The following is a 21056-nucleotide window of genomic DNA, read 5'->3' on the forward strand; positions in this document are numbered from 1 at the left end:
GCGCCGCCGCCAGCAACCGCACGACCGCCGCCACCACCACCACCGCCGCTACGCTCCGACGGTTCGCCGCGGCTGTAGCCGCCTTCATCGCCACCGCCTTCCGTCGAGCCGCCACGACCACCCAGCATTTGCATCTGATCGGCGACGATTTCGGTCGAGTAACGGTCAGTGCCGTCCTGAGCCTGCCACTTGCGGGTGCGGATGCGCCCTTCCAGATACACCGACGAACCCTTCTTCAGATATTGGTTCACGATTTCAGCAAGCTTGCCGAAGAACGCCACGCGGTGCCATTCGGTTGCTTCCTTCATTTCGCCGGACGTTTTGTCCTTGTACCGATCCGTCGTCGCAAGGCGGATGTTCGCCACTGCGTCGCCGCTCGGAAGATAACGGACTTCCGGATCGGCTCCGAGATTGCCGACGAGAATGACCTTGTTCACGGATGCCATGAGTTTCTCCTGTTGATTCCGTTGCGGGCGGCGCAGCAATGCACGATTCACGTCCCAAGCCAGCGGGCCGGAGACCGGAACTGCGCTCAGCCCGCCGCCGGGTGAGTTCTGTCAAGAAAACGCCGTGCCGACCCAAGTTTTCCGCACCGAAGGAAGTCCCCTTGGGGAATTGCCCCTTCGGGGGGCCCGGCGCGAAACGCCAGGGTTGGGGGCGCTGTTACGCCTTCCTGCGCGGCGGCTGTTTCATATTTGCCGCGATTATAAGCCAGCAAAACACCAGCCCCGAGCAAGTGAAGAAGACCACGCTCTGGCCGTCCACCTTGAGCAGCCACCCGCCGACCACCCCGCCCAGCGCAAGACCGATGGACTGAGTGGTGTTGTACACGCCGGCCGCCGCGCCCTTGCGGGTGCCCGGCGCCAGTTTCGACACCAGCGAAGGCTGCGACGCTTCAAGAATATTGAAGCCCAGAAAGTAGACAAAGAGGATCGCCGCCACACTCAGAATCGTATGCGGTGCGACGCCCAACAACAACTGTCCGATCAGGATAAGACCGATCGCCGACAGCAGCACGATTTTCATTTTTCCGCGCTTTTCCGCAGCGATGATCGCCGGGACCATCATCACGAACGAGAGGCCCATCACCGGCAGATACACCTTCCAGTGCGACGCGACCGGCAGGCCGCCGGCTTCGAGAATACGCGGCACGACGAGGAACAAGGCGGTTTGCGTGGCGTGCAGTACAAGCACGCCGAAGTTCAGGCGCAGCAACTCGACGTTATGCAGCACCTCGGCGAACGGCGCGCGCACGTGCACGGGCTTCGGCGCATCGGGCACGACCCACAGCACCAGGCCGACCGCCAGAATCGAGAAGATGCCGACCAGCGTGAACAGGCCACTCATGCCGACCCACTGGAACACGATCGGCGCACCGACAATCGCCACCGCGAACGAAATGCCGATGCTGCCGCCAACCATCGCCATCGCCTTGGTGCGATGCTCTTCGGAGGTGAGGTCGGCGATAAACGCGATCACCGCGGACGACACCGCGCCCATACCCTGAATCACACGGCCCACGATGATCCACGTCATGTCGTGCGCGCCTGCCGCGACGAAGCTGCCGAGCGCGAAGATCAGGAGACCGGTCGCAATGACCGGTTTGCGGCCGACCTTGTCAGAAACCCAGCCGTAAAAGATGTACAGCATCGACTGCGTCACGCCGTACGCGCCGAGCGCGATACCCACCAGCAGCACGTTGTCGCCGCCGGGGATAGTCTTCGCGTAGATCGAGAACACCGGCATGATCATGAAGAGACCGAGCATGCGCAGTGCGAAGATAGCGGCGAGCGACACGGTCGCGCGCATTTCAGGCGCGCTCATGCGTGAGGATGTAGCAGACGGATTGGACATCGGGAGCGTTCTTTGAATGATCAGGGCGGCACACCGCGGACGGACCTTCCCCGCAGGACGGCCACAACCAGGCGGCTTACCACGGGACGGCTGGACGGCGGCAAGCATGCGGCGCGGCATTTGGGCCGGCGGCCTTGCTGCAGGCTCGCCCACGCCTCGCGGCGTCTTGTACTCGCGAGAAACGGCCCCAGTTAGACCTCTTCCCCACGGCGCTGGACCGCTGCCTTACAGCTTGCCTTGACGTCCATTCAGGCTGTCAGGAAGCCGTAACGGCGGTCTTGAAAAGTCGTTATAGTAGCAGGTTTAGCCTCTTCCTCTTTCCGCCAGGTCACGGGCCAAGTCTTGGAATAACGCGTGGAACAAATCCGTATCCGTGGGGCTCGTACCCACAACCTGAAGAACGTCAATCTCGACCTCCCACGTCACAAGCTCGTCGTGATTACGGGCCTGTCCGGCTCGGGTAAATCGTCGCTGGCGTTCGACACGCTCTACGCGGAAGGACAGCGGCGCTACGTCGAAAGTCTCTCCGCTTACGCCCGCCAATTCCTGCAATTGATGGAGAAGCCGGACGTCGATCTGATCGAAGGTCTGTCGCCGGCAATCTCGATCGAACAGAAAGCGACCTCGCACAATCCGCGTTCCACCGTCGGCACTGTCACCGAAATTCACGATTATCTGCGTCTGCTGTTCGCACGGGTCGGCACGCCGTATTGTCCGGACCACGAAATTCCGTTGGAGGCGCAAAGCGTCTCGCAGATGGTCGACGCGGCGCTCGCCTTGCCGGAAGAGACTCGGCTGATGATCCTCGCACCGGTGGTGGCGAACCGCAAAGGCGAGCACGTCGAACTGTTCGAGGAAATGCAGGCACAGGGCTTCATCCGTTTCCGGGTGCGCTCGGGCGGCGGCACAGCCAACGAAGGCGTCGCGAAGATCTATGACGTCGACTCGCTGCCGAAGCTCAAGAAAAACGACAAGCACACGATCGACGTCGTCGTCGACCGGCTGAAAGTGCGCGGCGATATGAAGCAGCGCCTGGCCGAATCGTTCGAAACGGCACTGCGTCTCGCCGACGGCCGCGCGATCGCGCTGGAGATGGATACCGACAAGGAGAAGCTGTTCAGCTCGAAGTTCGCCTGCCCGATCTGCTCGTATTCGCTGCAGGAGCTCGAGCCGCGCCTCTTCTCGTTCAACAACCCGATGGGCGCGTGCCCGGAGTGCGACGGTCTCGGCCAGATCACCTTCTTCGATCCAAAGCGGGTGGTCGCGCATCCGTCGCTGTCGCTGGCGGCAGGCGCGGTGAAGGGCTGGGACCGGCGCAACCAGTTCTACTTCCAGATGCTGCAAAGTCTCGCGGCGTTCTACGAGTTCGACATCGACACGGCCGTCGAAGACCTGCCGGAGAAAGTCCGCAAGATTCTGCTGTTCGGCTCGGGCAAGCAGGAAATTCCGTTCTCGTACATCAACGAACGCGGCCGCACTTCCGTGCGCGAGCACGTGTTCGAAGGGATCATCCCGAATCTCGAGAGGCGTTACCGCGAGACCGATTCGGTCGCGGTGCGCGAAGAGCTCGCCAAGTATCAGAACAACCAGTCCTGCCCCGCTTGCGCCGGCACGCGGTTGCGCCGGGAAGCGCGCTTCGTGCGGATCGGCTCGGACAGCGACGCGCGCGGCATCTTCGAAATCAGCGGCTGGCCGTTGCGCGACGCGCTCGGCTATTTCCAGACGCTGCGCCTCGAAGGCTCGAAGCGCGAGATCGCCGACAAGGTCGTCAAGGAAATCGTCGCGCGCCTGATGTTCCTGAATAACGTCGGGCTCGACTACCTGTCGCTCGAGCGCAGCGCGGAAACGCTGTCGGGCGGCGAAGCGCAGCGGATTCGCCTCGCATCGCAGATCGGTTCCGGTTTGACCGGCGTGATGTACGTGCTGGACGAGCCGTCGATCGGTCTGCATCAGCGCGACAACGACCGGCTGATCTCCACGCTCAAGCATCTGCGCGACCTGGGCAACTCCGTGATCGTCGTCGAACACGACGAAGACATGATCCGCATGGCCGACTACGTGGTCGACATGGGTCCGGGCGCGGGCGAGCACGGCGGCATGGTGATCGCCGAGGGCACGCCCAAGCAGGTGGAAGCGAACGCGGCGTCAATGACCGGGCAGTACATGTCCGGCGCCCGCAACATCGAATTCCCGGACGAGCGCAAGGAACCGGATGAGCGGCGTCTGCGGATCGTCGAGGCGTACGGCAACAATCTGCAGCACGTCTCGCTCGATTTGCCGGTCGGCCTGCTGACCTGCGTGACCGGTGTGTCCGGTTCGGGCAAGTCCACACTGATCAACGACACGCTATACCACGCGGTCGCGCATCACCTGTATGGCTCGTCCGCCGAGCCGGCGCCGTACGAATCGATCGAAGGTCTGGAGCACTTCGACAAGGTCATCAACGTCGACCAGTCGCCGATCGGCCGCACGCCGCGCTCGAATCCCGCCACGTACACGGGCCTGTTCACGCCGATCCGCGAACTGTTCGCGGGCGTGCCTGCCGCGAAAGAACGCGGCTACGAAGCGGGCCGCTTCTCGTTCAACGTCAAGGGCGGCCGCTGCGAATCCTGCCAGGGCGACGGCGTGCTCAAGGTAGAGATGCACTTTTTGCCGGACGTCTACGTTCCCTGCGACGTCTGCCACGGCAAGCGCTACAACCGCGAAACGCTGGACGTCCAATACAAAGGCAAGAACATCAGCGAAGTGCTCGACATGACGGTGGAGAACGCCTACGAGTTCTTCAAGCCGGTGCCGGTCGTCGCGCGCAAGCTGAAAACCCTGCTGGACGTGGGCCTGGGCTATATCCGGCTGGGGCAGTCGGCCACTACGCTGTCGGGCGGCGAGGCGCAGCGCGTCAAACTATCTTTGGAACTGAGCAAACGCGACACCGGTCGCACTCTATACATTCTGGACGAGCCGACCACCGGTCTGCACTTTCACGACATCGCATTGCTGCTGGAAGTCATTCATCGTTTGCGAGACCAGGGTAATACCGTCGTGATCATCGAGCATAATCTCGATGTAATAAAGACCGCCGACTGGGTCATCGATCTCGGCCCCGAAGGTGGAGCCGGCGGCGGTCAGATCATTGCGCAAGGCACGCCGGAGCAGGTTGCCAAGTCGAAGGCAAGTTTTACCGGCAAGTATCTGGCGCCTTTGCTGAAACGCACTGCCAGTAGAAAGTAACGCTGCACAACACGGGTTGGAGACGGAATAAGCCATGGCCAAGCGGAATCAGGCGCGCGACGACGGGCAAGTGCAGGACCTACGCCCACGCCCGGTCAGGCTGACTAGCGACATGAGCCTGCCGAGACTGTCGGCGGTCGAAATCGGCAGTTACGTGCTGATGCTGTTCGGAATGTGGGCGGTCATCGAACTGAAGCTGCTCGGCGCATTGCTGGCCGGGCTCCTCGTGTTTCAACTCGTGCACACCATCGCGCCGCGCATCGAGCGGCATATGTCGAGTCAGCGCGCACGCTGGCTTGCAGTGGTGATCCTGTCGGTGGTGATAGTCGGCGCGCTGACGGGGCTGACGCTCGGCATCATCGAGCATTTCGAGAACGACGTGCCGAGCGTGCAGAAGCTACTCGACCAGGCAATGCAGCTGATCGACCAGGCGCGCGGCCGGATTCCGCAATTCGTCGCCAACTATCTGCCGGTCGATACCGAGCAGATGAAGACGAAGGCGGCAGAGTTGATGCAGACGCACGCAAACATGCTGCAGCAAAGCGGCAAGACTGCGGCGCGCGGCTTCACGCATATTCTGATCGGCATGATCATCGGTGCGATCATCGCGGTCGGGGCGCAGAAGCATATGCAACGGCTGCCGCTGTCCACTGCATTCGTCACGCGCGTAGCCCGTTTCGCCGACGCCTTCCGCCGCATCGTATTCGCGCAGGTCAAGATTTCCGCGATCAATGCGGTCTTTACCGGCGTCTTCCTGCTGGTGATCCTGCCGATCTTTCACGACACGCTGCCGCTCTCCAAAACGCTGGTGCTGGTGACGTTTATCGTCGGCTTGCTGCCGGTGATCGGCAATCTGATCTCGAACACGATAATCGTCGCGGTGGCCCTCTCGGTGAGCTTTCCGGCGGCGGTCATGTCGTTGGTATTCCTGATTCTGATTCACAAGCTGGAGTACTTTCTGAACGCGCGTATCGTCGGTGGTCAGATCGAGGCGCGCGCCTGGGAATTGCTGATCGCGATGCTCGTGATGGAAGCCACATTCGGCATCCCCGGCGTGGTCGCGGCGCCAATCTTCTATGCGTACATCAAGCGGGAATTGATTTATCTGCGGCTGGTGTGAGCGTCAACCAGCCTGCGATGCAGGCTTAGCGGACGGGCGAAAAGCGACACTTCGGTGCCGCTTTTTTTACGCCAACGGTCTTCAGGAGGCCAGATCCGCGCGGCGCCAATCACTTACAGAAAACTTGCAGCGGACCACTTGATTCGCATAAGATGCGAACAATTCCCATTTGCATCCTGACACTGTGACCCGCTGTTTCCCTTCGCTTTCCGTTCCGCCGGCTCACTTATGAGGCAGCAACTCGTTCGCCTGCACCGCTGGTTCGGTGTCGCCATTGCGCTGTTTCTGCTCGTCGCCGGCCTGACCGGCGCGATCATCGCGTGGGATCACGAACTCGATGCGACGCTGAACCCGTCGTTCTTCAAAGCGCGCAGCGCTGGCCCGGCGCTATCGGGACTCGAGTTGGCACGTCGCGTCGAAGCGGCTGATCCGCGTCTGCAGGTGACGTATCTGCCGCTCGCCGCTGAACCCGGCCACACGTTGCAGATGATGGTGCTGCCGCGCACCAACCCCGCGACGAAGCAGCCCTACCCGCTCGACTTCAACCAGATTGCCGTCGACCCCGCCACCGGCGATGTCCAGGGGCGGCGCGAATGGGGCGCCGTTTCGCTCGCGCGGCTCAATCTGATTCCGTTCATTTACAAGCTGCACTACACGCTGCAGTTGCCGTTCACCGGCGGTGTCGATATCGGCACGTGGCTGATGGGCATTGTCGGGATCGTGTGGCTGTTCGATAGCGTGATCGCGCTATGGTTGTCGTTTCCGAGCTTCAAGGCATGGCGCAAGTCGTTTGCGTTTCGCTTGGGGCGCGGCGGCTATGCGCTTACCTTCGATCTGCACCGCTCGGGCGGCGTGTGGATCTGGGGCTTGCTGGTGATCGTCGCGCTGACGTCGGTATCGATGAATCTCGCAGCGCCGGTCGTTCGACCTATCGTGTCGCTGTTCTCGACGCTCACGCCCAATCCGGTCAACAACCCCGAAATCCTGCGCACGCCGCAGCCCGGCGACCAGGTACTGAGTCGCGAGCGCATCGTGCAGCTAGCAGAGCAAGCCGGCAAAGCGCAGAACCTGAAGGTGCCACCGGGCGGCCTCTACTACGCGGAGTACCTGCACGCCTACGGCGTCGGCTTCTACGCAACCGGCAACGATCACGGCGACATCGGCCTCGGCAATCCCTGGATGTATTGGGACGCGGCCACCGGCAAGCTGCTCGGCGCGCAGATTTCCGGCAAGGGCACGGCGGGCGACATTTTCATGCAGGTGCAATTCCCGCTGCACTCGGGACGCATCCTCGGTCTCGGCGGCCGGATTCTGATTAGCGCGGTAGGGATTGCGGTCGCCGTGCTGAGCGCAACGGGACTGCTAATCTGGCTGAAGAAACTGAATGCGCGCCGCCGTTCCGCGCAAAACGCACGGCTTGCACAGGACGCGCGGGATGCTGACAGGACCGCGGCGCAGTCCTGATCTGACGAGAGCATGCCGGATAGACCCGGGGCGCAGGCTTGCAACAGGGTCATGCGGCCATGGTTTGACCGCCCCCACCGCAAGCGCATCAACTACGCTTAACGAAACACCACCGTCTTGCTGCCGTTCAACACGACGCGGTGTTCAACGTGCCACTTCACCGCACGCGCCAGCGTCACGCATTCGACGTCACGGCCGATCGCCGTCAGTTGCTCAGGCGTCATGCTGTGGTCGACACGCTCCACCTCCTGCTCGATGATCGGCCCTTCGTCGAGATCCGTCGTCACGTAGTGCGCGGTTGCGCCGATCAGCTTCACGCCGCGGTCGAATGCCTGGTAATAAGGCTTCGCGCCCTTGAAGCTCGGCAGGAATGAGTGGTGGATATTGATCGCGCGGCCGGCGAGGGATTCGCACAACTGCGGCGACAGAATCTGCATGTAGCGCGCGAGCACCACCAGATCGGCTTGATGCTCTTCGATCACTTCGAGCACACGCGCTTCCTGCGCAGCCTTCGCGTCCGGCGTGGCGCCCATCAGCGGGAAGTGATGGAACGGAATGTCGTAGCTGGCCGCGAGCTGATAGAACTCCTTGTGGTTCGAGATGATCGCCGGAATCTCGATACCCAATTGACCGGTGCGATAGCGGAACAGCAGGTCGTTCAGGCAATGGCCGATCTTCGACACCATGATGACGACGCGCGGCTTCACCGACGCATCGTGCAATTCCCAGCGCATACCGAACTGCTCCGCGAGCGTTGTGAACGAGGTACGCAACGCCTCCAGGCCCGGATCACCGCCGACCTGCTGGAAATGCACGCGCATGAAGAACTCGCCGGTGCGGCTGTCGCCGAACTGCGCGGAGTCGAGAATATTGCTGCCACGCTCGAACAGAAAGCCCGAAACCGCGTGGACGATGCCGGGCCGGTCGGCGCACGACAGTTTGAGAATAAAGCTGTGATCGGTCGACATGACCTGGGTGACTCCCTTCTTCAGTGCTTGGTTTGTTCGGTGTGTCCCGCTCGATGCAGCGTGCTACGGCGTGACCCGGTTTGTTCGTCGCGCCAGCGCCTCACTGGCGCTTATGCAGGCACCGGCGGCGCGAACAGCGTCTCGATGCCCGGGCACGCGTCGTCGTCGATCCAGCGGCGGCGCAGCAGGCAATCCAGCGTGGCGAGACTCGCATCCACGGTCATCGCGCCTTCTTCGATCCATCGCGCCACTTCGTCGATACGCGCGAGCCGGTGTTCACCCACTTCGCCGTCCTGATTGCGTGGCGCGAAATCAGCCGGCAGCGCGAGGTCGTAGATAAAAATCTGTTCGGCCTGCGTGCCTTCCGGCAACGATTGCAGCACATGCGCAGTGCGGCCGACTGTGGCGCGCGCGGCGATCTCCTCGGGAATGCCGGCTTCTTCCCAGCACTCCTTGATGATCGTCGCCTCGATGCCGAAGCCCCAGCCGATCCCGCCTGCCACGACATTGTCGAGCATGCCCGGGTCGGTCGCCTTGGTGTCGCTGCGGCGCGCGATCCACAATTGCGGCGCGCCCTTCAGCGGGGCGGCCGTCCGCGGCGCCCCATCTTCGTATTCTACGACGCCGTTCAGATGCACCGCGTAGGTCATCGTGCCGAAGAAGCGCGACGCCGCGCGTTCGATGTACGCGAGCGGCGGCGCATCGAACGCATTGCGGATCGCGTAAGTCTCGTTGCGCCAACCGGGAATACGGCCCTCGGCGGCAAGCGCACCGATCACGGAACCGAGCGCCGCGCTGCGCAGATCGACGGTGTTGAACACGGACGCGAGCGTCACGCGCCTTTGTTCAACACTGTCGATTTCAAACACATCGGGCCAGCGCGCGAGCAACGGCACATCGGCTGAGCGAATCCAGCCGACCTGCTCGGCGTCGATCCAGAACGGCAGATGCGCGTGAACGTCGAATTGGCGCGCAGCAGTGATGCAAGGCAAAGTCATTTAAAACTCCAAACTGGTCTTCGGTCGCGCCCGGTTGGTGCCGGCAGATTCGGTCGGTGTCAGCCGTGGCGCTCACTGCCAGTCGTGTCAGTCGCTTCAATCAATCACGCAAGGCGACGCGAATCCCAATCGCGATGAACGTCGCGCCGGCGAGCCGATCGAGCCACACGCCCACGCGCGGCCGGCGCTTCAGCCAGCCGCCGATCAGCCCCGCGCACACGCCGAACAGCGAAAACACCACCACGGTCTGCAACATGAACAACACGCCGAGTTCGAGCATCTGCACCGTGACGCTTTGCGTGCCGTGCGGCTGCACGAATTGCGGCAGGAACACGACGAAGAACAGCGTCACTTTCGGATTCAGCAGATTGCCGAGGACGCTCTGGCGAAACACCGCCCTCAACGGTTGCGGCGCGCGTTCGTGCGCGGTGGCGAGGCCCTGGCTGCGCAGCGCCTTGATGCCGATCCAGATCAGATACGCGGCGCCGGCCAGCTTGATCACTTCAAACGCAACCGGCGACGACCGCAGCAGCGCAGCCACGCCAAGCGCGGCCAACGTGGTGTGGAACGTGATGCCGGCCGCAAAGCCGAGCGCCGCGACGAGGCCCGCCGCGCGGCCTTGCGAGATGCCGCGCGCGAGCACTTGCAGATTGTCGGGGCCGGGCGCCATCGTGATGGCGATCGAGGTTGCGAGAAACAACAGGAAGTTGGGCATCTTTCTTACCTTCGTTGTATGCGGGAAGAAGTTCGCATCCAGCGCTCAATGGCCGCCGAATTCAGTCACCGTATAGAGCGGCAGGCCCGCTTTGCGCAGCAAGGCCGAGCCGCCGAGTTCGGGCAGATCGATAATCGCCGCACCTTCGACCACCACCGCGCCCAGCCGCTCGAGCAGTATCTTGCCGGCCATCATCGTGCCACCGGTGGCGATCAGATCGTCGATGATCACGACGCGATCGCCCGGCTTGCAGGCGTCCTCATGGATCTCGACGGTCGCGGTGCCGTATTCAAGCTCGTAGGATTGCGCGACCCGTTTGTACGGCAGCTTGCCCTGCTTACGGATCGGAATAAAGCCGAGGTTCAGCTCGTAAGCCAGAATCGGCCCGATGATGAAACCGCGCGCATCCAGCCCGGCGACGTAGTCGAGCTTCGCGTCGATATAGCGCTGGACGAACAGGTCGATCAGTACGCGCAGCGACTTCGGCTCCTGCAGGAGCGGCGTGATGTCGCGAAACTGCACACCCGGCTGCGGCCAGTCGGGCACCGTACGGATGTGGCTTTTGATGTAGTCGGCCGCATCGAGCGGCGCGCTCGTGAGCGCGTTGGACATGATGTCTCCGGATGGACCTCGACGGGTCCGATGAAAGGCTAAATCAGGCGCGGCCACACCGAATGCACCGGCACCGTCTCTCTGGGCCTGCCGCACCGGCCGGCGAGGTCACCGCACGCATTACGCTGCAGCGGCTCCCGCACGGCGATGCTTTGAGAGCCGCTCTTCGGCTTCGGCCAACTGTTCGGGCAAACCGCGCAACACCACAATGTCGCTCGCGCGCAGCTTGGTGGACGGGTCCGGCTCGACGCCGCGAATACCGTGACGCCGAATTGCCGTCACCTCGACGCCCAGATCGAACAGGCCCAGATCCGCCAGCGTTCGGCCCACTGCGTCCGAGTTTTCGTCGACCGGCACCGATTGTAGCCGCACCTGTTCGTGGCCGTCGTCGTCTTCCATGTCGTCCGCGCCGTGGAAATAGCCGCGCAACAGCGCGTAGCGCTCGTCGCGCATTTCCTCGACCCGCCGCACCACGCGCCGCATCGGCACGCCCATCAGCACCAGCGTGTGCGAAGCCAGCATCAGACTGCCCTCGACGATTTCCGGAATCACTTCGGTCGCGCCGGCGGCCAGCAGCTTTTCCAGATCGGCGTCGTCGACGGTACGAACGATCACCGGCAACGTGGGTTCCAGTTCGTGAATATTGTGTAGCACGCGTAATGCCGACGGCGTATTCGCGTAGGTAATCGCGATCGCGGCGGCGCGATGGATACCGGCGGCAAGCAACGATTCGCGCCGCCCCGCATCGCCGAACACGACCGACTCGCCCGCCGCCGCCGCAGCCTGCACACGATCGGGGTCCAGATCCAACGCGACGTACGACAAACCTTCATGCTCCAGCATGCGCGCCAGATTCTGCCCCGCCCGGCCATAACCGCAAATAATCACGTGGCCACTCTGCTTCAGGCTCTGCGTCGCAATGCGCGTCATCTGCAAGGACTGCATCATCCATTCAGTCGACGACAGCCGCAGCACGATTCGATCCGCGTTCTGGATCATGAACGGCGCGGCCAGCATCGACAGCAGCATTGCCGCGAGAATCGCCTGCAACAAGGTGGCGTCGACGAGATGCTTGTCGAGAATCAGGTTCAGTAGCACGAAGCCGAACTCGCCGGCTTGCGCGAGACCAATACCGGTGCGCATGGCGACGCCAGGAGACGCACCGAACAGGCGGGAGAGCCCCGTCACCATGACCGCCTTCAACAGGATCGGGCCGACCAGGAAGCCGAGCACGATAAACGGATGCTCCCAGATCACACGCGGATTCAGCAGCATGCCGGTCGTGACGAAGAAGAGCCCCAGCAGCACGTCGCGAAACGGCTTGATGTCCTCTTCCACCTGATGCCGGTAAGGCGTTTCAGCGATCAACATGCCGGCAATGAACGCGCCGAGCGCGAGCGACAAACCGAACTTATCCGTGATGAACGCCGCGCCGAGCGTCACCAGCAGCAGATTGAGAATGAACAGTTCCTGCGAGCGGCGCCGCGCCACCACGTTGAACCAGCGCGTCATGAAGCGCTGACCCACTATTAACAATAGAGCCAACGCCACAACGATCTTGATCGCGGCCACGCCGAGCGCGCTGACGAGATCTTTCGAATCGCCGCCCAGCGCGGCGATGACGATCAACAACGGCACCACCGCCAGATCCTGGAACAACAGCACGCCAAAAATATTGCGGCCGTGCTCGGTTTCGATCTCGAGGCGCTCAGCGAGCATCTTGCTGACGATCGCCGTCGACGACATGGCCAACGCGCCGCCCAACGCCACGCTGGCCTGCCACGTGATGTGCACCCAGCGCTCCAGCACAAAGCCGAGCGTGACCGCCACGACAATCGTGCCGATCACCTGCAACAGCCCAAGGCCGAACACGAGCCGGCGCATGGAGCGTAATTTGGAGAGCGAAAACTCCAGCCCGATGGAGAACATCAGGAACACGACGCCGAACTCAGCCAGGTTCTGTGCGCCCGCCGAATCGGGAATCAAACCGAACGCGTGCGGGCCGACCACGATGCCGACCGTCAGATAGCCCAGCATCGGTGGAAGATTCAGAAAGCGAAAGAGCACCACGCCTGCTACTGAAGCCAGCAGCAGGAATAGCGTCATTTCGAGTGGGGAAATCATCGGCAAAAACGCATCGGTAAAGCGTCCTCGTTCGTCAGCGGAACCGCGCACGCAAAATCCCGTGCGACAAGGTTAAGGGGCCGGTAAAGGCAGCGGCATGGCACAGCAGGCCCGGCGCGGCGAACAAGCGCCTTTGCTATACTCCGCGAATGATAGCGAAAATCAATGGCGACCGGGCACTCGCGCTCGCTCGCGACGTGCTCGACATCGAAGCGGACGCTGTGCGCGCGCTTCGCGATCAACTCGACGATGGCTTCGTCGGGGCGATCGACTTCATCCTGGGCTGCCGTGGGCGCGTCGTCGTTTCCGGCATCGGCAAATCCGGCCACGTGGCCCGCAAGCTCGCGGCCACGCTCGCCAGCACCGGCACACCGGCGTTCTTCGTTCACCCGGCGGAAGCCAGTCATGGCGACCTCGGCATGGTCACGGCAGACGACGTGTTCCTCGCCCTGTCCAATTCCGGTGAAACTGAAGAACTCGTGGCTATCCTGCCGCTCATCAAGCGGATCGGCGCGAAGCTGATTGCGATGACGGGGCGTCCGTCGTCGAGTCTCGCACAACTGGCCGACGTACATCTGAATTCCGGTGTGTCGAAAGAAGCCTGTCCGATGAATCTTGCGCCCACCGCCAGCACCACCGCCGCGCTCGCGCTTGGCGATGCGCTCGCGGTCGCCGTGCTGGACGCGCGCGGCTTCGGGCGGGACGATTTCGCCCGCTCGCATCCGGGTGGCGCGCTGGGCCGCCGCCTGCTCACTTATGTTCGCGACGTGATGCGCACCGGCGACCAGGTGCCGAAAGTAACGCCTGAGGCCACCGTGCGCGACGCGCTGTTCCAGTTGACCGCCAAGCGCATGGGCATGACGGCGATCGTCGATCACAACGATCACGTGACCGGCATTTTCACCGACGGCGACTTGCGCCGCGTGCTCGAACGCGATGGCGATTTCCGCGAACTCTCGATTGCCTCGGTGATGACCGCCGGCCCGCGTACCATCGGTCCGGATCACCTTGCTGTCGAAGCCGTGGAACTGATGGAGCGCCACCGCATCAATCAGATGCTGGTCGTCGACGAAGCAGGCAAGCTGATCGGCGCACTCAACATGCACGATCTGTTCTCGAAGAAGGTGATCTGATGGCCGTCGCCCCGCTTACCGCCACTGAACGCGCAAGCCGCGTCAAGCTGATGATTTTCGACGTCGACGGCGTGCTGACCGACGGCGGCCTGCTGTTCACGGCGGAAGGCGACACGATGAAAGCGTTCAACTCGATGGACGGCCACGGCATGAAGTTGCTGCGTCAGGCCGGCATCGAAACGGCGATCATCACCGGGCGCAAGTCGGGCATCGTCGCGGCACGGGTGAAGGAAATGAACATCACCCATGTCTATCAGGGCGTGCAGGACAAACCCCAGGCGTTTGCGGACCTGCTAAAGCAAACCGGAATGACGGCCGAGGAATGCGGCTATATGGGCGACGACTGGGTCGATCTCGGCGTGATGCTGAAGGTCGGCTTCGCGGCGGCGCCGGCCAACTCGCATCCTGAAGTGATCGCGCGCGCCCACTGGGTCAGCGAGGCGCGCGGCGGCCACGGTGCGGCGCGTGAAGTCTGCGACACCCTGCTGCGCGCGCAGCACAAATATGAGGCGCTGCTCGCGGCAGCCTGTAGCGGCGAACAGCGAGGCCTTGTCGGATGAATCAGTTTCGCTGGACCTCGCTGATTCCGCTCGTCGCGATGGCGGCGCTCGCCGGCATTACGTGGTGGCTGCTGCAAGCCACGCTGCCGCGGCAGAACGAAGGCGTGGTGCGCCCCAAGGAGCACACGCCCGACTACTTCGCGGACAACTTCTCGGTTTCCGAACTCGATCAGTCGGGTTCGACGCAATACCGTCTGACCGCCCAGTCCCTGATCCATTACGAGGACGACGAACTGAGCGACCTGGTCAAGCCGGCCATGCGTGCGTTCCAGCCCGGCAAGCCAATCGTCACCGCGACCGGCGACACCGGTAAGGTAAATGGCGACGCCTCGATCGTCGATCTGTACGACAATGCGCGCATCCTGCGGGCCGCCGGTAACGGCGATCCGCCGATGCAAGCGGATTCGCAGCATTTTAGGGTGCTGGTCAACGACGATGTGATCGAGACTGAAAAGCCGGTTAAACTTCAGCGCGGTATGTCTGTGATGACTGCCAGCGGCATGAACTACAACAACGTCACCCGGGTAATGCAGCTGTTCGGCAATGTGAAGGGCGCGATTGCCGCGTCCGAAGGCTCCGCCAGCTCGCCCAAGCAACCCGGGTAATCCATTCCAGGCGTGACTGCATGAACGAATCGTTCCCCCGTTTTGATACCGGCCGCTCGCGCACCCTGTCCGCGTGCCGCGCCGGACTCGCTGCACTAATCGTCGCGCTGCCGCTCGCCGGCTTCGCGCCGCTTGCGCACGCCGACCGCGCCGACAAGGACAAGCCGCTGAACATCGAAGCGGACAACATGACTTACGACGACCTGAAACAGGTCAACATCTTCACCGGCCACGTGGTCGCCACCAAAGGCACGATCGTGATCAAGGCCGATCGGGTTGAAGTGACGCAAGACCCGCAGGGCTATCAGTACGCCACCGGCACGTCGAGCGGCGGCAATCTGTCGTATTTCCGCCAGAAGCGCGAAGGCCTCGATGAATACATCGAAGGCACGGCAATTCGTATCGACTACGACGGCAAGCAGGATCTGACCACGCTCACCACCAACGCCACCGTCAAACGCCTGCAAGGCCTCTCTACGGTAATGGACCAGGTGCACGGCAGTGTCATCACGTATGACGGCCAGAACGACTTCTACACCGCGAAGGCAGGCAAGGACGTCGCCGGCCCGGGCAACCCGACCGGCCGCGTGCGCGCAATGCTGGCGCCGCGCAACGGCGGCGCTGCGCCGCTGAACGGCGCGTCGGCCACGCTCGCGCCGTCCACCACGATTCAAGGAGCACCGAACCAGTGAGCTCCTCCGCGTCCCTCCCGAATCGCAAACCCGCCGGCACCAGCAGTTCGCTGGTGGTCCGCAACCTGAAGAAGCGTTACGGCTCGCGCACGGTCGTCAAAGACGTCTCGCTCGACGTGAAAAGCGGCGAAGTGGTCGGTCTGCTCGGCCCGAACGGCGCCGGCAAGACCACGTCGTTCTATATGATCGTCGGCCTGGTGCCCCTCGATGCGGGTGAAATCGATCTGGACGGCAAGTCGATCAGCTTGCTGCCGATTCACAAGCGCGCGTCGCTGGGCTTGTCGTATCTGCCGCAGGAAGCTTCCGTATTCCGCAAGCTCAGCGTCGAGGAAAATATTCGCGCGGTGCTGGAATTGCAGCACGAAGACAACGGCAAGCGGCTCAGCAAAGACACCATCACGAGCCGCACCGAAGCGTTGCTCGACGAACTGCAGATCGCTCACCTGCGTGAAAATCCGGCGCTGTCGCTGTCCGGCGGCGAGCGCCGACGGGTTGAAATTGCACGTGCGCTGGCCACCAATCCGAGCTTCATTCTGCTCGACGAACCGTTCGCGGGCGTCGATCCGATCGCGGTGCTGGAAATCCAGAAGATCGTCAAATTTCTGAAGCAGCGCAATATCGGCGTGCTAATCACCGACCACAACGTGCGCGAAACCCTCGGCATCTGTGACCACGCCTACATCATCAGCGACGGCAGCGTGCTGGCCGCCGGCGCGCCGAGCGACATCATCGAAAACGAAAGCGTGCGGCGCGTCTATCTGGGCGAACACTTCCGCATGTAAGTGCACAAGGGATTGCCGGCGGTGCGAGCGCGCACCCGCCGGCCCCTTTGCGGCATCCGCACATCAGCATTTTTGACCTGGGCCGTCCCGCGCCCAGCGCCGCCGAAAACGGGCGCACGCGTAATTGCGAACGTCGCAAGGTATCGCGGTCGTGGCAAACTCTCTACAATGAATCTCAACTTGCCATGAAAGCCAGCCTCCAACTCCGCCTATCGCAGCATCTTGCGCTGACCCCACAACTGCAGCAGTCCATCCGGCTGCTTCAGCTGTCCACGCTCGAACTGCAGCAGGAAGTCGCAATGGCGATCTCGCAGAATCCGCTCCTCGAGAATGAGGATGACTGGATCGCGAGTCCCCTGCGCGTGGCGGCCGACGGTTCGCTGATCGCCCAGTCGCCCAATTCCTCCCCACCGCCAGACCAGATGGGTGGCAATACCTCGTCTTCATCCACGAGCAGCAGCGAGCGCGCCGAGAACGGCGAGCCTCAGGGTGTCGACGAATACAACGGCCTCTCGGGCGACAGCAACGGCGACGCGTCGCAATGGGATCTCGGCGACTACGGCCGCTCCGGCAATGCTTCGGACGACGACGATCTGCCGCCGCTGCAAATCCACGAATCGAGCACCTCGCTGCGCGATCATCTGATGGCGCAACTTCGCGTCACCCAGGCGAGCCAGCGCGACCGCGCACTGATCACCTTTCTGATCGAATCGCTCGACGACGACGGCTATCTCGCCGCCACGCTCGACGAAGTGCTGACTGACCTGCCTGAAGAGCTCGAAGTCGATCTCGACGAAATGAACGCCGCGCTTGCGCTGCTGCATAGCTTCGACCCTGCAGGGGTCGGCGCGCGCTCCGCGTCGGAATGTCTCAAGCTGCAATTGCTGCGGCTCGAACGGTCGCCTACGCGCACGCTGGCGCTCGACATCGTTGCCAATCATCTGGAACTGCTCGCGGCACGCGACTTCACGCGCCTGCGCAAGCATCTGAAGGCGAATGACGACGATTTACGCGATGCGCATGTTCTGATCCGCTCGCTCGAGCCGTTTCCGGGCGCCGCGTACGGCAAGGCGGAAGCGGACTATGTGGTGCCGGACATCATGGTGCGCAAAACGGCACAGGGCTGGCAGGCGGAGCTGAACCCGGAGGTGGTGCCGAAGCTGCGCATCAACCATCTGTACGCGAATATTCTGCGCAATAACCGGGGCGATCCGGGCAGCGGATCGTTGCGCCAGCAACTGCAGGAAGCACGCTGGCTGATCAAGAATATCCAGCAACGTTTTGAGACGATCCTCAGGGTTGCGCAAGCCATTGTCGAGCGTCAAAAGAGCTTTTTTGTGCACGGCGAAATTGCCATGCGCCCCTTGGTTTTGCGAGAAATTGCTGATACGCTGGGCCTACACGAGTCAACTGTCTCGCGTGTGACAACCGGTAAATACATGCTGACCCCATTCGGGACGCTTGAATTTAAGTACTTCTTCGGATCACACGTTTCGACTGACACGGGCGGCGCGGCCTCTTCCACGGCCATTCGCGCGCTCATCAAGCAACTGATAGGAGCGGAAAACCCGAAATCTCCTCTTTCAGACAGCCGCATAGCCGAACTGCTGGCGGAACAGGGCTTCGTGGTCGCACGGCGTACCGTTGCGAAGTATCGCGAAGCGCTCAAGATTCCGGCAGTCAACCTGCGCAAGTCTCTGTAGCCCGCCGCCTCCCGCGACGGGCATTTACCGGCCGCTCCGCAGTTGGCGGACAGGCCGGCCGATGCGACCTGCCAGAAGTCAGTCACCGGGGGGCGACTCAGGCAAGCCGACAGATCGACCGGACCTTCGTCATCGTGCGGGCCAAGCGGCCTTTAGCTTGGAGAAGCACTATGAATCTGCAGATCAGTGGACACCACCTCGAAGTAACGCCTGCGTTGCGCGAATACGTGATCACCAAACTGGATAGGGTGCTAAGACATTTTGATCAGGTAATTGACGGCAGTGTGGTCCTCTCGGTCGACAACCACAAGGAAAAGGAAAAGCGGCAAAAGGTTGAAATCAACCTGCATCTCAAGGGCAAAGATATCTTTGTCGAGAGCTGTGACAGCGATCTCTACGCTGCGATCGATCTGATGATCGACAAGCTCGACCGACAAGTGATACGCCACAAGGATCGCCTGCAAGGCCATGCGCACGACGCGATCAAGTACCAGCCGGCGCCGCAACTGGACGTGCCGCCGCAATAAGGGAAATTAGAAGGTTTTCTTTTATTTTTCTTCAGTTCCCTTCAGTTCCCCTTAGCCAGCCAAACCGCCCGAGACCGGGCGGTTTTTCGTTTCCCGGCACCCTTCCCGCACGCCAGCGCCGCATGGATCATGATCCAAATAAACCCATAATGCATCGATGGCGCGCCGCACCATCGGCGGCTACCCTGTTCTATAATGTTCCGGTTACCATCGGGGTCAAGTTAGCTCAAACGGAAATCGGTCGGCCGGAGTCCTGCGCTATCGGACTCCAACGCACGTCGCCGCGAGCATCAAACGAATGGAATCCCAATCAAACGCCCCAGCGAGGAGAATCCAGGCCACGTTTTCGCCTGTCAACATGAATCGTTTAGCCAAATTTCTTCCCCTCGAGAACGTGGTCGTCGGACTATCGGTCACCAGCAAGAAGCGCGTGTTCGAGCAAGCGGGCCTGATCTTCGAGAACCAGAACGGCATCGCCCGTAGCACGGTCACTGACAATCTGTTCGCGCGTGAGCGCCTCGGATCGACGGGGCTCGGCGAAGGCGTCGCGATTCCGCATGGCCGGATCAAAGGCTTGAAGCAGCCGCTCGCCGCGTTTGTCCGCCTCGCCGAACCTATCCCCTTCGAATCGCCTGACGGCCAGCCGGTCTCCCTGCTGATCTTCCTGCTCGTGCCCGAGCAGGCCACCCAGCAGCACCTCGAAATCCTTTCGGAAATCGCCCAGTTGCTGTCCGACCGCGAGGCCCGCGAGCGGCTGCACACGGAAGAAGACCGCGAAGCGTTGCATCGCCTGCTCACTCAGTGGCAACCTTGATGCATCGGCGGTTATCCGCACGCCGCTTATCCGCATGCCCGGTACCCGTCCGCATGCGGATAGAGCCTGACAAAATAAACGGCCGGTATTAGCGCGACCACCCCTTTGCCCGGCAAGCGGCCCACACTGGAGTCACTGACTCATGGATACGTCCAGCATCAACGCCCAGAGCATTTTCGACGACAACGCCGCCACGCTGAAGCTGAGCTGGCTGACGGGGCATGAAGGCTGGGAGCGCGGCTTTTCTTCGGAATCGGTCGCCAATGCCACGTCGAGCGCCGACCTCGTCGGCCACTTGAACCTGATCCACCCGAACCGGATTCAGGTGCTCGGCGACGCCGAAATCGACTACTACAAACGCCAAACCGACGAAGACCGCTCGCGCCACATGGCCGAGCTGATCGCGTTGGAGCCGCCGTTTCTGGTGGTGGCAGGCGGCGTCGCCGCGCCGCCGGAACTGGTGCTGCGCTGCACGCGCTCGTCCACGCCGCTCTTCACCACGCCCATGTCCGCCGCCGCGGTGATCGACAGCCTGCGCCTCTACATGTCGCGCATTCTCGCCCCGCGCGCCACACTGCATGGTGTGTTTCTCGACATTCTCGGCATGGGCGTGCTGCTCACCGGCGATTCCGGCCTCGGCAAGAGCGAACTCGGGCTGGAACTGATCAGCCGCGGCCACGGCCTCGTTGCCGACGACGCGGTGGATTTCGTACGCCTGGGTCCGGATTTCGTCGAAGGGCGCTGCCCGCCGCTGCTGCAAAACCTGCTCGAGGTGCGCGGCCTCGGCCTGCTCGACATCAAGACGATCTTCGGTGAAACCGCGGTGCGCCGCAAAATGAAGCTGAAACTGATCGTGCAACTGGTGCGCCGTCCCGACGGCGAGTTTCAGCGGTTGCCGCTGGAAAGCCAAACCGTCGACGTGCTCGGCTTGCCGATCAGCAAAGTCACGATTCAGGTGGCGGCCGGCCGCAACCTCGCGGTTCTGGTCGAAGCGGCTGTGCGCAACACGATCCTGCAGCTGCGCGGCATCGACACGCTGCGCGATTTCATGGATCGCCAGCGTCTGGCAATGCAGGACCCGGACAGCCAGTTTCCCGGCAAATTGATCTGAGTCCGCGGCACCCCGCGGCACCATGTCACGCCCCAGCCAACGGCAG

The 21056-nt window shown here is 62.3% G+C and carries 19 protein-coding genes; 12 read left to right on the forward strand and 7 right to left on the reverse strand.

All coding sequences use genetic code 11. From position 1 onward, the window contains the following. Positions 1-446, reverse strand: a 446-nt coding sequence (locus tag VFE81_RS27215; RefSeq protein ID WP_325047550.1) for a single-stranded DNA-binding protein, incomplete at its 3' end; no start/stop codon positions are given. A gap of 217 nt (positions 447-663) precedes the next feature. After that, positions 664-1854, reverse strand: coding sequence for an MFS transporter (locus VFE81_RS27220; RefSeq protein ID WP_325047551.1), 1191 nt, complete (start codon positions 1852-1854; stop codon positions 664-666). A gap of 354 nt (positions 1855-2208) precedes the next feature. Between VFE81_RS27220 and uvrA the strand changes: the two genes are divergently transcribed. From uvrA to VFE81_RS27235, 3 genes are all read left to right on the forward strand, one after another. Continuing rightward, complete coding sequence (gene uvrA / locus VFE81_RS27225) at positions 2209-5082, forward strand: excinuclease ABC subunit UvrA (RefSeq protein WP_325047552.1); 2874 nt, start codon at positions 2209-2211, stop codon at positions 5080-5082. Positions 5083-5116: 34 nt separating this feature from the next. Beyond that, positions 5117-6202: an AI-2E family transporter gene (locus VFE81_RS27230; protein WP_325047553.1), complete on the forward strand. Its 1086-nt coding sequence runs from the start codon at positions 5117-5119 to the stop codon at positions 6200-6202. 228 nt (positions 6203-6430) lie between these two features. Further along, a complete protein-coding gene (locus VFE81_RS27235) occupies positions 6431-7666 on the forward strand; it encodes a PepSY-associated TM helix domain-containing protein (protein ID WP_325047554.1) in 1236 nt (411 codons plus the stop codon). Positions 7667-7764: 98 nt separating this feature from the next. On the opposite strand, the gene purU is transcribed toward VFE81_RS27235, so the two are convergent. The 5 genes from purU to VFE81_RS27260 all read right to left on the reverse strand — a co-directional run bounded on the left by purU (position 7765) and on the right by VFE81_RS27260 (position 13083). Further along, positions 7765-8634, reverse strand: a complete 870-nt coding sequence (gene purU, locus VFE81_RS27240; protein WP_325047555.1) for a formyltetrahydrofolate deformylase — start codon at positions 8632-8634, stop codon at positions 7765-7767. Between the two features lie 110 nt (positions 8635-8744). Then, a complete protein-coding gene (locus tag VFE81_RS27245; RefSeq protein ID WP_325047556.1) occupies positions 8745-9632 on the reverse strand; it encodes an NUDIX hydrolase in 888 nt (295 codons plus the stop codon). Between the two features lie 100 nt (positions 9633-9732). Next, complete coding sequence (locus VFE81_RS27250; RefSeq protein ID WP_325047557.1) at positions 9733-10347, reverse strand: LysE family translocator; 615 nt, start codon at positions 10345-10347, stop codon at positions 9733-9735. 45 nt (positions 10348-10392) lie between these two features. Then, positions 10393-10959, reverse strand: a complete 567-nt coding sequence (locus tag VFE81_RS27255) for an adenine phosphoribosyltransferase (protein WP_325047558.1) — start codon at positions 10957-10959, stop codon at positions 10393-10395. Positions 10960-11079: 120 nt separating this feature from the next. Continuing rightward, the gene (locus tag VFE81_RS27260) at positions 11080-13083 is read right to left on the reverse strand and encodes a cation:proton antiporter (protein ID WP_325047571.1); all 2004 of its coding nucleotides are present in this window, start codon (positions 13081-13083) and stop codon (positions 11080-11082) included. Positions 13084-13232: 149 nt separating this feature from the next. Here VFE81_RS27260 and kdsD point away from each other — a divergent pair, with 149 nt between their 5' ends. The 9 genes from kdsD (at position 13233) to hprK (ending at position 21010) form a co-directional block, all read left to right on the forward strand. Then, positions 13233-14216, forward strand: a complete 984-nt coding sequence (kdsD, locus tag VFE81_RS27265) for an arabinose 5-phosphate isomerase KdsD (RefSeq protein WP_325047559.1) — start codon at positions 13233-13235, stop codon at positions 14214-14216. Then, positions 14216-14776, forward strand: coding sequence for a KdsC family phosphatase (locus VFE81_RS27270; protein WP_325047560.1), 561 nt, complete (start codon positions 14216-14218; stop codon positions 14774-14776). Before kdsD ends, VFE81_RS27270 begins: the two co-directional genes overlap by 1 nt. After that, positions 14773-15381, forward strand: a complete 609-nt coding sequence (gene lptC / locus VFE81_RS27275; protein WP_325047561.1) for an LPS export ABC transporter periplasmic protein LptC — start codon at positions 14773-14775, stop codon at positions 15379-15381. Before VFE81_RS27270 ends, lptC begins: the two co-directional genes overlap by 4 nt. A gap of 20 nt (positions 15382-15401) precedes the next feature. After that, a complete protein-coding gene (gene lptA, locus VFE81_RS27280; protein WP_325047562.1) occupies positions 15402-16073 on the forward strand; it encodes a lipopolysaccharide transport periplasmic protein LptA in 672 nt (223 codons plus the stop codon). Beyond that, entirely contained in the window at positions 16070-16855 is a 786-nt protein-coding gene (lptB, locus tag VFE81_RS27285; RefSeq protein WP_074285507.1) for an LPS export ABC transporter ATP-binding protein, read from the forward strand. The genes lptA and lptB overlap by 4 nt, the downstream gene beginning before the upstream one ends. Positions 16856-17040: 185 nt before the next feature. After that, positions 17041-18558, forward strand: a complete 1518-nt coding sequence (locus VFE81_RS27290; RefSeq protein ID WP_325047563.1) for an RNA polymerase factor sigma-54 — start codon at positions 17041-17043, stop codon at positions 18556-18558. 170 nt (positions 18559-18728) lie between these two features. Then, on the forward strand, positions 18729-19085 hold the full coding sequence (gene hpf / locus VFE81_RS27295; RefSeq protein WP_168792503.1) for a ribosome hibernation-promoting factor, HPF/YfiA family: 357 nt from the start codon (positions 18729-18731) through the stop codon (positions 19083-19085). Between the two features lie 298 nt (positions 19086-19383). Next, positions 19384-19899: a PTS sugar transporter subunit IIA gene (locus VFE81_RS27300; protein WP_325047564.1), complete on the forward strand. Its 516-nt coding sequence runs from the start codon at positions 19384-19386 to the stop codon at positions 19897-19899. A gap of 142 nt (positions 19900-20041) precedes the next feature. Next, positions 20042-21010, forward strand: coding sequence for an HPr(Ser) kinase/phosphatase (hprK, locus tag VFE81_RS27305; protein ID WP_007179412.1), 969 nt, complete (start codon positions 20042-20044; stop codon positions 21008-21010). Positions 21011-21056: the final 46 nt, after the last annotated feature.

It is taken from the genome of Paraburkholderia sp. (assembly GCF_035656215.1).
Classification (GTDB): Bacteria; Pseudomonadota; Gammaproteobacteria; order Burkholderiales; family Burkholderiaceae; genus Paraburkholderia.

Excerpts from the sequence above, each read along its gene's own strand:
- VFE81_RS27290 (WP_325047563.1), top strand. The coding sequence starts at position 17,041 with ATGAAAGCCAGCCTCCAACTCCGCCTATCGCAGCATCTTGCGCTGACC.
- VFE81_RS27235 (WP_325047554.1), top strand. The coding sequence starts at position 6,431 with ATGAGGCAGCAACTCGTTCGCCTGCACCGCTGGTTCGGTGTCGCCATT.
- hpf (WP_168792503.1), top strand. The coding sequence starts at position 18,729 with ATGAATCTGCAGATCAGTGGACACCACCTCGAAGTAACGCCTGCGTTG.
- lptA (WP_325047562.1), top strand. The coding sequence starts at position 15,402 with ATGAACGAATCGTTCCCCCGTTTTGATACCGGCCGCTCGCGCACCCTG.
- VFE81_RS27230 (WP_325047553.1), top strand. The coding sequence starts at position 5,117 with ATGGCCAAGCGGAATCAGGCGCGCGACGACGGGCAAGTGCAGGACCTA.
- VFE81_RS27270 (WP_325047560.1), top strand. The coding sequence starts at position 14,216 with ATGGCCGTCGCCCCGCTTACCGCCACTGAACGCGCAAGCCGCGTCAAG.
- VFE81_RS27250 (WP_325047557.1), bottom strand. The coding sequence starts at position 10,347 with ATGCCCAACTTCCTGTTGTTTCTCGCAACCTCGATCGCCATCACGATG.
- VFE81_RS27255 (WP_325047558.1), bottom strand. The coding sequence starts at position 10,959 with ATGTCCAACGCGCTCACGAGCGCGCCGCTCGATGCGGCCGACTACATC.
- purU (WP_325047555.1), bottom strand. The coding sequence starts at position 8,634 with ATGTCGACCGATCACAGCTTTATTCTCAAACTGTCGTGCGCCGACCGG.
- lptC (WP_325047561.1), top strand. The coding sequence starts at position 14,773 with ATGAATCAGTTTCGCTGGACCTCGCTGATTCCGCTCGTCGCGATGGCG.
- VFE81_RS27300 (WP_325047564.1), top strand. The coding sequence starts at position 19,384 with ATGGAATCCCAATCAAACGCCCCAGCGAGGAGAATCCAGGCCACGTTT.
- VFE81_RS27245 (WP_325047556.1), bottom strand. The coding sequence starts at position 9,632 with ATGACTTTGCCTTGCATCACTGCTGCGCGCCAATTCGACGTTCACGCG.
- VFE81_RS27260 (WP_325047571.1), bottom strand. The coding sequence starts at position 13,083 with ATGATTTCCCCACTCGAAATGACGCTATTCCTGCTGCTGGCTTCAGTA.
- kdsD (WP_325047559.1), top strand. The coding sequence starts at position 13,233 with ATGATAGCGAAAATCAATGGCGACCGGGCACTCGCGCTCGCTCGCGAC.
- VFE81_RS27220 (WP_325047551.1), bottom strand. The coding sequence starts at position 1,854 with ATGTCCAATCCGTCTGCTACATCCTCACGCATGAGCGCGCCTGAAATG.
- hprK (WP_007179412.1), top strand. The coding sequence starts at position 20,042 with ATGGATACGTCCAGCATCAACGCCCAGAGCATTTTCGACGACAACGCC.